The sequence below is a fragment of the Dickeya zeae NCPPB 2538 genome, from assembly GCF_000406165.1.
GTDB lineage: Bacteria > Pseudomonadota > Gammaproteobacteria > Enterobacterales > Enterobacteriaceae > Dickeya > Dickeya zeae.
In genome coordinates this window covers 4,361,174-4,376,454 of sequence record NZ_CM001977.1, presented here as the reverse complement: position 1 = coordinate 4,376,454, position 15,281 = coordinate 4,361,174, and the positions used below count along the sequence as shown (strand labels likewise).

9 protein-coding genes are annotated in these 15,281 nt (G+C 55.5%); all 9 read left to right on the top strand.

Going from position 1 to position 15,281, the window contains the following annotated elements; all coding sequences use genetic code 11:
• The first annotated feature begins 13 nt into the window (after window positions 1–13).
• The 9 genes from bcsO to DZE2538_RS19165 all read left to right on the top strand — a co-directional run bounded on the left by bcsO (window position 14) and on the right by DZE2538_RS19165 (window position 15,100).
• On the top strand, window positions 14–631 hold the full coding sequence (gene bcsO / locus DZE2538_RS19205) for a cellulose biosynthesis protein BcsO (protein ID WP_023641049.1): 618 nt from the start codon (window positions 14–16) through the stop codon (window positions 629–631).
• Entirely contained in the window at window positions 622–1,437 is an 816-nt protein-coding gene (gene bcsQ / locus DZE2538_RS19200; protein ID WP_019845345.1) for a cellulose biosynthesis protein BcsQ, read from the top strand. The genes bcsO and bcsQ overlap by 10 nt, the downstream gene beginning before the upstream one ends.
• Before the next feature lie 110 nt (window positions 1,438–1,547).
• Window positions 1,548–3,638, top strand: coding sequence for a UDP-forming cellulose synthase catalytic subunit (gene bcsA / locus DZE2538_RS19195; RefSeq protein WP_050568714.1), 2,091 nt, complete (start codon window positions 1,548–1,550; stop codon window positions 3,636–3,638).
• On the top strand, window positions 3,635–6,163 hold the full coding sequence (gene bcsB, locus DZE2538_RS19190; protein ID WP_038917012.1) for a cellulose biosynthesis cyclic di-GMP-binding regulatory protein BcsB: 2,529 nt from the start codon (window positions 3,635–3,637) through the stop codon (window positions 6,161–6,163). The genes bcsA and bcsB overlap by 4 nt, the downstream gene beginning before the upstream one ends.
• A gap of 11 nt (window positions 6,164–6,174) precedes the next feature.
• The gene (locus DZE2538_RS19185; RefSeq protein ID WP_038917011.1) at window positions 6,175–9,996 is read left to right on the top strand and encodes a cellulose biosynthesis protein BcsC; all 3,822 of its coding nucleotides are present in this window, start codon (window positions 6,175–6,177) and stop codon (window positions 9,994–9,996) included.
• Between the two features lie 2 nt (window positions 9,997–9,998).
• Window positions 9,999–10,466, top strand: coding sequence for a cellulose biosynthesis protein BcsD (bcsD, locus tag DZE2538_RS19180; protein ID WP_023641045.1), 468 nt, complete (start codon window positions 9,999–10,001; stop codon window positions 10,464–10,466).
• Window positions 10,467–10,479: 13 nt separating this feature from the next.
• On the top strand, window positions 10,480–11,481 hold the full coding sequence (locus DZE2538_RS19175; protein WP_038917230.1) for a glycosyl hydrolase family 8: 1,002 nt from the start codon (window positions 10,480–10,482) through the stop codon (window positions 11,479–11,481).
• 400 nt (window positions 11,482–11,881) lie between these two features.
• Window positions 11,882–13,168, top strand: coding sequence for a dicarboxylate/amino acid:cation symporter (locus DZE2538_RS19170; protein ID WP_019845349.1), 1,287 nt, complete (start codon window positions 11,882–11,884; stop codon window positions 13,166–13,168).
• Window positions 13,169–13,606: 438 nt separating this feature from the next.
• On the top strand, window positions 13,607–15,100 hold the full coding sequence (locus DZE2538_RS19165; protein WP_038917010.1) for a M16 family metallopeptidase: 1,494 nt from the start codon (window positions 13,607–13,609) through the stop codon (window positions 15,098–15,100).
• Window positions 15,101–15,281 lie beyond the last annotated feature (181 nt).

Sequence of the window (15,281 nt, the reverse complement as noted above, 5' to 3'; positions counted from 1 at the left end):
AAATGTCAGTTAGATGAATAGTTACGATGATATGCAACGCTTTAAGGATAAAGCCCAGATAAAAGATATTAATTTCAGGGACATGTCCGGACAGGTAATGCAATCTGACGCTGTCGTCTGGCCGATCATGAAACAACTGTTGCGCAATCAGGCGGATGACGATTCGCTGTCTGGCGCGCAAACGGTGGATATGGCACAACCTGTGCCTGCGAACCTGCATGCGTTGTCTGCGACCGCGCCGACATCGCCTCGTCGCGTAGCGCCCCCTTCTCTTCTGGTTCCTGATGCTCCAGGGGATGACTCTCCCTCGCTGCTTAGCGCAGTGGCTGCGTCATTGCCGCCTGCCGGGGTAGCGCCTGCACCGCAGTTGCAAACACAATCACAGCCACCAATACAACCACAACCGGCGATCGCCGGGAGTCATGCGGTGTTGCAACCCGAAGCGGTACGGCCGCATCCGTTGTCATCGGCGTCGATGCTGTCTGTTCCGGTAACAAACGACGCGTCAATGGCTACCGATACTGGCCGATTCCGCCAGTTATTCAATGTTCAACGTCATGATGAAACCCATGCGGCTTCCAAGACGATGTTATTAAAACCCTTGTTGGAGAAAATTGCGTTATGCCGTTAGTTTGTGTCTGTTCTCCGAAAGGTGGCGTCGGTAAAACCACCATGGCGGCTAATCTGGCATATGCGCTGGCCCGTGGGGGTAGCAAAGTGCTGGCTATCGACTTCGATGTGCAGAATGCCTTGCGTCTGCATTTTGGCGTGCCGCTCGGTGATGAGCGCGGTTATGTCGCTAAATCTGATGAAACGGCGGACTGGAGCCAGTCTATTCTGACCACGGGCGATAATATTTTTGTGCTGCCTTACGGCAATGTTACCGAAGATCAACGGGTGGCATTTGAGCACCGTCTGGCGAGCGACCCACTGTTTCTTAAACGTGGCCTCAGCTCGGTGATGAATTATCCGGGGCTGGTGATCGTGGCGGATTTCCCGCCAGGGCCAAGTCCGGCTCTGAAGGCTATGACGGAACTGGCCGATCTGCATTTGGTGGTGATGATGGCGGATACGGCCTCTTTGTCGCTGATGCCGCATGTTGAAGGCAACAAGCTGACAGGGCAGCCTCTCAACCACCGCAAAGGTTCTTACCTGCTGCTCAATCAGACGGATAACCGTCGTGCGGTCAGCAGTCAGGTCACCTCGTTTGTTCAGCAACGCATGGCGGACAAACTGATAGGCAGCGTGCACCGCGATGAAAGCGTGGCTGAAGCCAATGCGTCCCAACGCTCTATTTTTGATTTCAGCCCGGTGTCTGCCGCTGCATTTGATATTGAACTGATTGGAAAGCGTGTTGCTGCGCTGCTGGATATTCGAATCGGCAATGGAGAAGTTCACGCCGATCTGCCAGCCTATCAGGCTGTTATGAACCACTAGTCGCCGGTTCCGGCTATATTTGTGAAGAAATTGATATTCTCCGGCTGGTTTCCCCGGCACAAGGTGTGTGCGCGCAAATATTTTCCATCAATTAAATATCAGGATAATCGATGAAAAAGATCCTGTTTTTAGCCGTGCTGTTGCTATTGTTGCCGGTTGCGGCGGTGATTGTTATCACCCCAATGGATAGCGAAAAACAATATATATTCGGTTTGATTAGTCTGGCGTTGATGTTTTTGCTGGGCTTCAATAAAAGTCGACCGGTGACGCTAATACTGATTATTTTGTCGGTACTCTCTTCGACTCGCTATATATATTGGCGGGCAACAGCAACCCTGCATTTCAATTCTGAAATTGAAGCCATTCTCGGTATTGGGCTGTTTATTGCCGAGTTCTATGTCTGGATTGTGTTGTTATTAGGTTTTCTGCAGACCGCCTGGCCGCTTGAGCGTGTCATTGAGCCGATGCCGGAGGACACCCAACTGTGGCCGACGGTGGATGTGTATATCCCGACCTATAACGAAAGCCTGGATGTGGTGCGTGATACGGTACTGGCAGCGCAGTGCATCGATTATCCGCGCGAGAAAATGAAAATTTATCTGCTGGATGACGGTAAACGCAGTGAGTTTGCCGTGTTCGCCTCGCAGGCTGGCATCGGTTATATCACCCGCGATAACAACTCGCACGCCAAGGCCGGTAACCTTAACCATGCGCTCAAGCTGACCCAGGGTGAGCTGATTTGCGTATTTGACTGTGACCATGTCGCCAAACGTATCTTCCTGCAGGCGACGGTAGGCCCGTTCCTGTCAGACCCGAAACTGGCCCTGTTGCAGACGCCGCACTACTTTTATTCGCCGGATCCGTTCGAACGTAACCTGCGTGCAGCCCGGGATATGCCAAACGAAGGCGCACTGTTTTACGGGCCGGTGCAGCAAGGCAACGACCTCTGGAACGCGGCTTTTTTCTGCGGTTCCTGTGCGGTGATTCGTCGCTCAGCGTTGATGGAGATCGGTGGTTTTGCGGTGGAAACCGTAACGGAAGACGCGCATACCGCCATCAAGATGCAGCGTAAAGGCTGGAAGTCTGCGTTTTTGTCGATTCCGCTGGCAGCGGGGCTGGCGACGGAACGACTGGTATTGCATGTGATTCAGCGTACCCGCTGGGCGCGCGGTATGACGCAGATTTTCCGGGTCGATAACCCGTTATTTGGGCGCGGGCTGACCTGGCCGCAACGGTTGTGTTACCTCAACGCCATGCTGCATTTCCAGTTTGGTCTGCCGCGCGTGGTGTTCCTGACCGCGCCGCTGGCTTATCTGCTGTTTAATCTTAATATTATTCACGCCTCAGCGGCCATGATTTTCGCCTATGCGCTGCCACATCTGGTGGTATCGATGTACGTCAACTCGCGTATGAACGGGCGTTTTCGCTATAGCTTCTGGGGCGAGATTTATGAAACGGTGATGGCGTTCCATCTGGTTATCCCGACCATTGTTACCCTGTTTTCACCGAAGCGCGGCAAGTTCAACGTAACTGATAAAGGCGGTTTGTTGGACGAAGGTTTTTTTGATTTCCGCATTGTGCGTCCGCATGTCGTTGCGGCGGTGTTGCTGGTAGCCGGTGTGTGTGCCGGTGTTACCCGTATCGTGGCGCATGACTATTTCAACGTTGACCCTTATGTGATGTTGCTGAACGTCGGCTGGGCGCTGTTTAGCTTGTTGACCCTGCTGGCGGCGATAGCCGTAGCCCGGGAAACCAAGCAGGTGCGCAAGACCATCCGTATTGATGTGGATGTACCTGCCATTGTTCATTACGCCAGCGGCATTGCCTCGCGTACCACGACCATCAATCTGTCGATGGGCGGGGTACAGCTTAAAGCGCCGGATCAACGGCATAAAACCGATGAAATTGAAGCGGTTGAACTGTTGCTGCAATCCAGCGAAATCTGCCTGCCAGCGCAGTCGGTGGCGGCAGATGACGACATTATTCGCCTGCAATTTGACGATATTCCACTGGCCCAGCGTCGGGCGCTGGTGCGCGTGGTGCTGTCTCGTGCGGATGCCTGGATGAGCCAGCCCTGGCAGAAGGATCGTCCTTTGCGTTCTCTGTGGGCGGTGGTGCGTACCGTGTGCGCGTTCTTCTGGATGAGTGTGAGGGGTCGTAGCAGAAAAGCGGACCTGAAGAAGGAGGACGTTGCAGCATGATGACGCCACGTTTTATCAAAGCGCTGTTGCCCTTGTGCGTAGGCAGTGTGCTGGCGCTGTGTGGTCATGGTGTGCTGGCCGCTGGTGATGCCGCCGATGAGCTATTGCCCTCAATGCTGAGTCCCGGTGGTAATAGCCCACAGCCGACGGCATCTGAACCGACGCCGGTGACGACAGTTGCGCCGGCACAGGCACCGTTACCCGATATGCCACCGATGACCTCATCGGCGGTATCGCCAGCGACATCCGCATCAGCAACACCGGTTATACCGGCGACGCCGTCCCCGGTTGTGCCGGAAGCGACGCCGCCGCTGACAACGCCTTCCATGCTGCTGCCCCCAGTGGGCGATCCGGCGGCAGGTTATCAGCCGTTGTCCAGTGATGTCTCCGTCGCGCAGATGGGGCAAGCGCAAGGCATTACTCTGGCCGGGGGACAGGTGCAGGCTGGGGTAATTTTCACGCTGCCGGGCGATCAGGTTGTGACTAACGCACGGTTGGATTTGGCGTTGCGGGTGTCGCCGGAACTGGCGGCGCTGAATACGTCGATGCAACTGATGTTAAACGGCCAGCCGCTGGGCACTGTGCCATTAAGTGCAGCGACGGGTGACAGCACGCTGTTTCAGTTGGATATTCCCGCCGCGATGGTGGTGTCCAGCAATAACCTGAGCTTTCGTATCAATGATGCCGATCGTCTGCTGTGTGAACGCGATAGCGCTACCCGTTACAACCTGACCATTTTGCCGACGACGACGCTGCATCTGGAAGGCCAGCAACTGGATATCGGTACCCGGTTGGAGAATTTCCCGCGTCCGTTTATCGACCCGTTGCAGATGACGCCAGCCACGGTGACGATGGTGTTCCCGACCACGGTAAACCCTTCAGAGGTGAGTGCAGCCTCGCTGGTGGCCTCCTGGCTGGGGATGCGGATGGACGGCTACGGCGTGACGTTCCCGGTAATACGCGATGCGCTGCCTGAGAAAAGCGGCATCGTGTTCGGCCGCCCGGGGGATAAGGTCGGCACGCTGACGTTGCCGGAGGTGACGGAACCTACCTTGCAACTGATTGATAACCCTGTGAACCCGGTTTACAAACTGATGCTGGTGGTCGGTAAGGATGACGAGCAATTACGACAGGCGGCCTACCGTCTGGTCAGCCAGCCATTCACCGGTGATGCCTCAAGCCTGTCGGTCACACCGCAGAAGATACCGTTTCGCCGTGCCTACGATGCGCCGCGTTGGATTAATACCGACCGGCCGGTACGGTTGAGTGAACTGTTGCGCAATGATCAAAGTATGACGGTCAATGGGCTGTGGCATGAGGCACTGCGCATTAATTTCCGCGCCGCGCCAGATCTGTTCTTGTGGGATGGCGATACTATTCCGGTCACCGTTAATTACCGTTTCCCGTCAGAATCCTGGATCGACGAGAAACGCTCGTACCTGAATGTGATGCTCAACGGCACGTTCTTGCGCAATCTGACGGTGAATAAGATTGGTGTACTGCAACAGCTATGGCGCGAGATGGGGGGAGACTCCCGTCAGGAGAACTACACGCTCAAGGTGGATCCGTATTTGATTTATGGATACAACCAGTTCCAGCTCTATTTTAATATTCGGGCAAAGGATGACGCGCCGTGCAGTGTGTTGCTCAACAACAACATCAAGAGTCAGATTGCTGACAGCTCGTCTATCGATCTGAGTCGCACGCGCCATTTCACTATGTTGCCGAACCTCTCCTATTTCGTGGGGGTGGCATTCCCGTTTAGCCGTCAGGCGGATTACGCCCAAACCGTGATGCTGCTGCCGGAAAACCCGAGCAATGCTGAAATTGGATTGCTGCTGAATCTGGCGGGTCGTGCCGGTGATGCCACCGGGGTAAGCCTCAATCACAACCGTGTGATGTTTGGCCTGCCGACCAATGCCGCCGATCGCCAGAAGCTGGAAAACAGTGACGTGCTGACAGTGACCACACTGCAGCAGACCGCGTTCAACCAAACCTTGTTGTCTGATTCACCGTACACCGTGAGCCCTCACACCTTTGGCGTTAAGACGCCGAGCATGTGGGCCCATTTGCGTACGTTGATGACCGGTGACTGGGACCGCACACCGATCGATGCCGACCGTTATTTTTCGTCTAATCAGGCCTGGCGTGGCTTCCTGAGTTACCGCTCGCCGTGGAGTTCCAGTCATGTGGTGGTGGTGGCGACCGGCAGCAGCGATGAACAGCTATTGCGGTTATATGGCGACCTGAACTCACCCAACATTAACGCCGCGGTGCGGGGCGATACCGCCATCATTACCGATGAAAACGGCGTGCGCAGTTTTCGGGTCGGGCCGCAATTCCCCAGTGGTGAAATGCCCTGGTACATGATGATTGTCTGGTACGCCAATCAGCACTCGGTGTATCTGGCTGTGATGGCGTTGCTGTTGGCAGCGGCGGTAGGGCTGAGCCTGGCATCGGTTCTCCGGCGTCTGGCGGAAAAAAGGCTGTCGACCCGACGTGATGCGGGAACGGATAAAAAATAAGCGAGCTACGTATGAAAATAACGACCTTAACAGCCCGTATCCGTCAGTCACTGTCTCTTACCGGGGTGGTGGTCAGCGGCATGCTGTCGACTTGCGCGCTGGCGGCACCGACCAATCCGGCGTTACAGGCGCTGTTTGATCAGGCGGATTACTGGCATCAACGTTCTCATGACGATCTTGCCCGTAGCGCGTTGCAGAAAATCCTGATGGTGGATGCCAACAACACCAAGGCGCTGTATTTGATGGCGCTGTACGCCCAGAACAGCGGTGACAGTGCTGAAGCCGCCAAATGGCGCGAACGCTTGAGCAAGGTATCGCCGCAGGACCCGCTATTGCAGTCGCTGGATAATGCCCGCCAGGCGGCGGCCATCCCGCAGTCGCAACTGGCGCTGGCGCGCCAACAGGCCCGCAGCGGTAATATCAGTGCGTCGTTGCAAACCTGGCGTAATCTGTTTAGCGGTAACCAGCCGCCTGCTGGCATCGCGGCTGAATACTATCTGACCATGGCGGGTGACCGCACATTACTGCCGCAGGCAATTGACCATTTGCGCGAGCTGACGGCGGCGCGCCCGCAAGATACCAGCGCCGCAGTGGCGCTCGGTAAAGCGCTGACCTATCAGGAGCCGACCCGTCGCGAAGGGTTGCAGATATTGAGTGGGCTGGCATCGGGCAGTACCGATGCAGATCAGGCGATGCGTCAGGCACTGTTGTGGCTGGGCCCGAAAGCCGAGGACGCACCGCTCTATCAGCTCTATCAGCAGCGACATCCGCAGGATACGGCGGTGATGGATTATTACCGCAAGAATGTGGGCGGGAACGAGAAAGACAAAGGCTTTACCGCGCTGAATAGCGGTGATATCTCCAGTGCGCAAACGGCGTTCGGTCAGGTGTTGCAGGCTAACCCGGAAGACGCGGACGCGCTGGCGGGGATGGGGTATGCGGCCCAGCGGCGTGGCGATTTTGCCGCGGCGGCGTCCTATCTGGAGAGAGCGGCCCGGCAGGGCGGCGAGAACAGCACGCAGCGTCAGCAGCAAGCCGATGATGCCCGTTTTTATGCCCAACTGGCGAATGCCCAGCAGGCAATGAAAAGCGGCAATACCGCGCAGGCGTTGAGCCTGAGCGAGCCGTTGGTGCAGGCGAGCGGTGATAAAGGACTGGCGGCGAAGCTGTTCCGGGCTGATGTGTTGCGCCGTACCAACGATTTTCCACAGGCGGAGCGTCTGTATCGTGACATCCTGCAAACCGATGCGGACAACCGTAATGCCAAAGAAGGGTTGTATTACGTGCTGCGCGAGCAGAACCGCACCGCTGAGGCCAATACCCTGTTTGCGGCGTTACCGGAGAATGTGCGTCGCAGCATGGCACCGCGTCCGGTCGCGACCAGCACGCCGATTCGTAATGAAGCCAAACAGGCCCTGTCGGTGGGTGACACAACCAGGGCGATTGGCCTGTTGCAACAAGGGGTGCAGCGTTTCCCGAACGACGGCTGGTTGAGGCTCGATCTGGCGCGGATTTACCAGCAACAGGGCAATACCGCTGCCGCCACCTCGTTAATGCAGCCTTTGTTCCGTGCCGGTGCCAGTGGGGACGACCTCTATGCGGCCGCCTTGTTCGCCAGCGAAAATAACGCCTGGCAACAGGCCAGCACGTTGCTGTCACGTATTCCGCCGCGCGATCAGAATGAGGAGAGCCGCAGTCTGGCGCGACGCGTCAATTTCAATTTGCAGATGGCGACCGCTCAGGTGTATCTGTCGCGGGGTGAGAACGCCGCCGCTGCCAACACCTTGCGGGCGTTGTCGGTGACACCACCGGATAACCCGGCGGATGCCGGTAAACTGGCCCGGGCGCTTGCCGCGTCAGGCGATACTACCGCTGCCGTGGCGGTGGTACGCAGCAATATGCAGCGTGGTGTTCAGGGTAACGCGGGCGATTATGCGGATCAGGTTGGGGTACTGAATCAGGCTGGGCTGGGTGATGAGGCGCAGTCGTGGTTGAGCCGTCCGGAACTGGTGGCACGCAGCACGCCTGCGCAGTTGGATGAACTGCGCACCGGTTTTGTGGTGCGAGAAGCCGACCGTCTGCGGGAGAACCAGCAGTATGCGCAGGCGTATGACAAGCTGGCCCGCGCGTTGCAACGCGATCCGAAAAATACCGACCTGATGTTCGCGATGGCCCGGCTATATCAGTCCGGCAAAATGAACAAAGAGGCGGCAGACGTTTACGACTATCTGTTGGCACACGATACGCCGACACAGGAAGCCCGTGTCGGTGCCATCAATGTGGCGCTGGAACGCCATGACGTGCAAAAGGCGCACGCACTGTCAACCGGGTTGCAGGGTGAGCAGACGCCGGAACGGCTGTTATTACTGGCCCGGGTGGCGGATGCCGAAGGCAACCGCGATCAGGCGCTGGCTTACCTGAAAACTGCCCGTGCTAAAGCGGTGGGGCTGGACGGGGCCACGCCGGGTAAAACGCCCGCCATTGGTGGCCTGGCGATGGCGGATAACCCGTTCATCGATCGCTCGACACTGGCTGCCACCCGCACAGCCAGCAACCCTTCTGCATATGGCGGCGTGATGCCGTGGCAGCAGCGTCCCAATACCGTTGCTGGTGATACCACGGCGGTTGCAGGCACGGCGACGCAACAGCCAACGGCAACACTCACCCAGATCAACACCATGATGGACGATCTGGAGCGGGATAGCGGTGGCTGGGTGCAGACCGGAGTGCAGATTCGCTCTCGCGACGGTGAGTCGGGTTTAAGTCGGTTTACCGAGGCGAAAGCGCCACTGGTCTGGTCGAGCGGTTTGTTTGGTAGTTCGCGTATCAATTTCGGCATCACCCCCGTTACCATGAATGCCGGATCGGTGGATGGTGATGGCTTGACGAAATTTGGGGTCCAGTCGTTATTCCAGTCCGCCAATCCGCAAGCGCAGGCCGCGCTGGGGTTATCTGGTGCTAATGCCGCAGGGTCGGTTAAGCAGCAACGGATGTCCGGTGCGGAATTGAATCTGGCGCTGATCGGTAAGAACTATAAAGTTGACCTGGGTAGCACGCCGTTGGGTCAGGAACTGAATACTCTGGTCGGCGGGGTCCAGTGGTCGCCTAAACTGACGGACTTCCTGACGCTGGTGGTGACGGGTGAACGCCGTGCGGTGACGGATAGCCTGTTGTCGTATGTCGGTGCCAAAGATCCGCTGACCGGCAAACGCTGGGGACAGGTCACCAAAAACGGCGGCAATGTGCTGTTGAGCTATGACAACGGTGATGTCGGGTTCTATGGCGGCGGCGGTGCTTACAGTTACCTTGGCGACAATGTGAAGAGCAATACCAGCGTGATGGCCAATGCCGGCGCTTATATCCGGCCGTTCCATGACCGCGATCGTGAGTTGAAAACCGGTATTAGCTTGAGCTGGATGAACTTTGCCAACGACCTGGGTTACTACAGTTTCGGTCAGGGTGGCTATTTTAGCCCGCAAGACTATGTCTCCGTGTCGTTTCCAGTGGAGTGGAGCCAGAAATATGATGACCTGAGTGTCAGGGCGGGCGTGTCGGTGGGGTACCAGTCTTACTCGCGCGATCGAAGTGCTTACTTCCCCAATAACCCTGACTGGCAGACGCTGCTGGAATCTGCGGAGTCGCAGGGGCTCACCAAAGAATCCCACTATGCGGGCGATAGCAAGAGCGGTATCGGCTACAACGTGCATGTCGGTGCGGATTATCGCGTCACCAGGGACGTGACCGTCGGTGGGCAGATGGGCTATGACACCTTTGGCAACTATAACGAAACCACGGCACAGCTCTATTTCCGCTACGGGCTCGGAGGTAAATAAGCATGAGTGACCTGCAACAGCATGCATTGAACTATTATCGCCAGCAGCAATTGCCGCCTGGCTGGGCGGATTTGTTCGGTGTGATCGTCAATGGGATGATGGATAGCGCCGGTGAGCAGGAAGGGCTGGCGTTTTTACGTCACATGGGCAGGCAACTGGCGGAACGTTATTCGTTGCCCGCAGCGGTTACTGTCGCCGACCTTGAACGGGAGATGAATCAGGTATTGTCCCTGTTTCACTGGGGATGTGTGGACCTGCGGCCGTATGAAAACCGGCTGGAGATTTATCATCTGTCATTGCCTGTTCTGGTGGGGGCAGCGGGTAGCACACGATGGAGGATGTCAATGGCGGCAGTATTGCAAGGACTCTACAGCCATTGGCTATGTGAGCAGGGCGGAGCGGAATATGTCCCGCTGTCCTGTGAGGAAACTGACAATGGCTCGATTTTGCTGTTTCGTTATCAGCATTGAGCCGGGGGATAACATGATAAAGCCAATGTGGCGTGGTTGGGTATTGATAGCGATGATGTGGTTTAGCGTGTCGGCAACGGCAGCAACCGGTTGGGAAACCTACAAAAGCCACTTCATGACCTCAGACGGACGCATTCAGGATACCGGCAACAAGAATGTCAGTCATACCGAAGGCCAGGGATTTGCCATGTTGATGGCGGTGCACTATGGCGACCGTGCCGCATTCGATAGCCTGTGGAATTGGACGCAAAGTCACCTCAGGGATACGTCCAGCGGCTTGTTTTACTGGCGCTATGACCCGTCGGCAGCTAATCCGGTCGTTGATAAAAACAACGCGTCGGATGGTGATGTACTGATTGCGTGGGCGTTGCTGAAGGCCGGGAACAAGTGGCAGGACAATAGCTATTTGCAAGCCTCGGACATTATTCAGAAAGCGGTCATCAGTCATGAGATTATCCAGTTCGCAGGCCGAACCGTGATGTTGCCCGGTGCCTATGGCTTCAATAAAAACAGTTATGTGGTTCTGAATCCATCTTATTTCCTGTTCCCTGCCTGGCAAGACTTTGCCCGTCGCAGCCATTTGCAGGTGTGGCGGCAACTGATTGACGATGGTTTATCGCTGATTGGTGAAATGCGCTTCGGTCAGGTTGGCTTACCAACGGACTGGGTGGCGTTGAATGCCGATGGCACGATGGCACCGGCCACGGCCTGGGCATCGCGTTTCAGTTATGACGCTATCCGCGTGCCGTTATACCTGTACTGGTATGATGCCAAAACCACGGCGCTGGTGCCGTTCCAGTTGTACTGGCGTAATTATTCTCGCCTTTCGACACCGGCCTGGATTGATGTGCTGAGCAATAATACCGCACCGTACTCGATGCAGGGCGGTTTACTGGCGGTACGTGACCTGACGATGGGTAATCTCGACGCGTTGAGTGATCAGCCCGGTGCCGCGGAAGATTACTACTCGTCCAGTTTACGCCTGTTGGCGATGATGGCGGCCCGTCACCAATAACGAGATTTGCCTACCCATGGCGGGGTCCTCTCCTCGCCATACGCCTCTTCTCTCATCCCTTTTTGTCGGTTCGTGCTTCACGCTTTGTTAACCTGGTTGTTACCCGTGATCCCATTCACAAAAAATTCTTATGAATCAGCGCAGAATAGTGCTGTGGCGCGGTTTTTCATGCGTCACAATGAGTGTTGGTTATGCGTGATGTTATCGACAAATTAATGCAATGTTTTTGGGAAAGGTTTTGTTGAAGCGATTCAGCTCTTGTTTTTAACCGGACGTTCACAAACTAAAGTTATAAAAGTATTTTCTCTGTTATCGGGATGTTATTTTCCGACGCAAGCACAGGCGGCAACTTTATCGTTCTTTGTCCCCCGTGTCTTTTCCCATCAAAGGACGTCACACTATGAAAAAATCAATATTCAAAAGTCTCTACTTTCAGGTGCTTACAGCTATTACCATAGGGATACTGCTGGGTCATTTCTACCCGGCGCTGGGGCAGCAGATGCAGCCTCTGGGCGATGGATTCGTGAAATTAATCAAAATGGTGATCGCGCCAGTGATCTTTTGTACTGTCGTCACCGGTATTGCCGGGATGGAGAGTATGAAAGCGGTCGGGCGCACCGGTGCGGCTGCGCTGCTCTATTTTGAGATTGTCAGTACACTGGCGCTGATTATCGGTCTGGTGGTGGTGAACGTATTGCAGCCTGGCGCGGGCATGAACGTCGATCCGTCGTCGTTGAACGCTGCAGCGGTAGCGAACTATGCTACGGAAGCCGGAAAGCAAGGCGTGGTGCCGTTCCTGATGGATATTATTCCTTCCAGCGTTATTGGCGCCTTTGCCAGCGGCAACATCCTGCAGGTGTTGTTGTTTGCGGTCATGTTCGGTTTTGCTCTGCACCACCTGGGCGACAAAGGTGTGCTGATTTTTGACGTGATTGACAGTTTCTCCCGGGTCATTTTCGGCATCATCAATATGATCATGCGTCTGGCACCGTTGGGGGCATTTGGTGCGATGGCCTTTACCATCGGTAAATATGGCGTGGGTACGCTGATACAACTGGGGCAGTTGATCATCTGCTTCTACATTACCTGTATCCTGTTCGTGGTACTGGTGCTGGGTACCATTGCCAGAGCCACCGGTTTCAGCATCTTCAAATTCATTCGTTACATTCGTGAAGAGCTGCTTATCGTACTGGGTACGTCGTCTTCCGAGTCTGCGCTGCCGCGTATGCTGGAGAAGATGGAAAAACTGGGTTGTAAAAAATCTGTGGTGGGTCTGGTTATCCCGACTGGTTACTCCTTCAACCTAGACGGTACCTCGATTTACCTGACCATGGCGGCAGTATTTATCGCTCAGGCCACCAACAGCCACATGGATATCTGGCATCAGATAACGTTATTGGTGGTGTTGCTGTTGTCCTCCAAAGGTGCAGCGGGTGTGACGGGTAGTGGCTTTATTGTGCTGGCGGCGACCATTTCTGCCGTAGGACATCTGCCGATTGCCGGTCTGGCGCTGATTCTGGGGATTGACCGCTTTATGTCCGAAGCCCGTGCGCTGACCAACCTGGTGGGCAACGGTGTGGCGACGGTAGTGGTTGCCAAGTGGTGTAAACAGCTTGATTCCAAACAGATGAGCGATGTGTTGTCCGGCCGCGAGGGCGGCACGGCGGCGCAATCCCGTCCATCCTGATAGTCAGATAGTGTAGTTCGGATTTTTCCCTGCCGGTTACCCACAGTTCGTTTCACGGACTGTGGGTAATTTTCATCCATTCTGTGTTAGATTTAGGCGCCACTAAATTTTTTACTCTTATTTTCACGTTGTTGAGTGACATAGACGAAAGCACGCTGTCTAACCTGATGGTACACTTCGCCTCTCGTTTTTTGTGGGGCGACTATACCCGTCGTACTTCCAGTTGCAGGTGCGTTGGCTGCCCTCACTCACCCGGTTGCCGCGTTACAGGCTCATATGAGCTTTTCCCTTGAAGGGCCCGCGTTTTGCGTTGTTCAAAACGGGCGCGTTGTCCTGCAGCTCGAACGATGTGGGTATGACACGTGAGGTGACAGGACGATGTCACCCGAATTCACAAAAACATACTGTATTGGTTAGTGATTAAAAGTAGGGGTTCACATGCAGGGCACCAAATTTGGCCTTTTTGTTGGTGGAGTGTTGCTGGCGATGACTGTCGGCAACGTGCAGGCTGAAGCACTACAACCCGATCCCGCCTGGCAACAAGGCAAGCTGGATAACGGCTTTAGCTGGCAGCTTCTTGCAACACCCCAGCGTCCCAGTGACCGGATTGAACTACGGCTGATGATTAATACCGGTTCATTGACGGAAAATGCGCAACAGACGGGGTTTGCCCATTTTATTCCACGCCTGGCATTGTTGCCGCGCGATACCTTTTCTGCAGGCCAGTTGCCATCCTTGTGGCAGCAGTCTGAAAGCGAAACCCGGCCGTTGCCTCCGGCCACGACGTCGTATGACTTTACTTCGTACAACCTGAGTCTGCCGAATAACCGGCCCGACCTGTTGAAGGACGCGCTGAGCTGGCTGGCGGATACTGCAGGCCAGTTGCCGATTAATGATAAGCGCATCGCATCAGCGACGAAGATGATTGACCCGGTAGCCACCGCACCTGCCAATCCGCAGGACCCGAGCTGGCGCTATCGTTTGAAGGGATCGTCATTGCTGTCATACGCGCCAGGGCAGCCGCTGAAAGCAGCGGTCACGGCCGAACAACTGAGTAAATACTACAAAACCTGGTACACGCCAGATGCCATGACGTTGTACGTGGTGGGGAATGTTGACAGTCGTGCTATCGCCGAGCAGATAGACAAGGTGTTTTCGCCGTTACAGGGGAAACGGGTGACGCCATCGCCGTTGCCGACATTGTCTGCGATGCCGTCTAACCCGATAAGCCTGATGGATAGCGGTGTAAGACAGGATATTCTGTCGCTGGTGTGGGATATGCCCTGGCAGCCCATTCGTGATTCAAAGGCGCTGGCCCGTTACTGGCATAGCGATTTGGCACGCGAGGCGCTGTTCTGGCATATGCAGCAGGCATTGACCAAAAGTCCGCTGAAAGACACCAATATCCGTTTTGACTGCAACGTGGTGTATGGCCGCGCCCAGTGCGCTATCCATCTGGATAATGTTACCGGCGAGTCAGCGCAGACAGGTGTCACATTCCTGAGCAAAGAACTGCTGGCGTTACGGGATAAAGGGTTGTCTCAGGCTGAGTTCGAAACGCTGATGGCACGCAAGACAGAAGAGCTGGGTAAACTGTTCGCGACTTACGCCCGTGCCAGCACCGATATTCTGATGGATCAGCGCCTGCGTTCGCAGAAAAACGGGGTGGTGGATATCGCACCGGAGCAATATCAGAAGCTGCGTCAGAATTATCTGGCGTCCGTTACGCTGGAGATGCTGAATCAGGAACTGCATCAACAACTGTCCCAGGAAGCGACATTGATGATGCTGCAACCACAAGGTGAGCCCGAAGCCAACATGAAGGCGTTGCGGGAAACCTATATGAGCATCATGAAGCCGGACAATAACGCCCCGTCTGCCACGCCGGATGCAGCCAGAGCACCGCAGGATGAAAACTCGGCGGTGCGCTAACCCCCCCGATCGCTAACGCGCAGTATTGGTTTGGGTAGGTAGTGTTAGTGTTCCACTTGCTGTCGGTTTGATAACCGGCAGTAAGTGGGCAACTGTCGTTCGGTAGTGATAATCGTGGTTTTATCGCCGCGGTTTTATGGCAATAACTCGATAGCAATAAAAACGCCGTCACGCATGGTAC

Bases quoted from the DNA above. Each gene is read 5' to 3' on its own strand.
- bcsA (WP_050568714.1), top strand. From the start codon at position 1,548: ATGAAAAAGATCCTGTTTTTAGCCGTGCTGTTGCTATTGTTGCCGGTT.
- DZE2538_RS19175 (WP_038917230.1), top strand. From the start codon at position 10,480: ATGATAAAGCCAATGTGGCGTGGTTGGGTATTGATAGCGATGATGTGG.
- bcsB (WP_038917012.1), top strand. From the start codon at position 3,635: ATGATGACGCCACGTTTTATCAAAGCGCTGTTGCCCTTGTGCGTAGGC.
- DZE2538_RS19170 (WP_019845349.1), top strand. From the start codon at position 11,882: ATGAAAAAATCAATATTCAAAAGTCTCTACTTTCAGGTGCTTACAGCT.
- bcsD (WP_023641045.1), top strand. From the start codon at position 9,999: ATGAGTGACCTGCAACAGCATGCATTGAACTATTATCGCCAGCAGCAA.
- DZE2538_RS19185 (WP_038917011.1), top strand. From the start codon at position 6,175: ATGAAAATAACGACCTTAACAGCCCGTATCCGTCAGTCACTGTCTCTT.
- bcsQ (WP_019845345.1), top strand. From the start codon at position 622: ATGCCGTTAGTTTGTGTCTGTTCTCCGAAAGGTGGCGTCGGTAAAACC.
- bcsO (WP_023641049.1), top strand. From the start codon at position 14: ATGAATAGTTACGATGATATGCAACGCTTTAAGGATAAAGCCCAGATA.
- DZE2538_RS19165 (WP_038917010.1), top strand. From the start codon at position 13,607: ATGCAGGGCACCAAATTTGGCCTTTTTGTTGGTGGAGTGTTGCTGGCG.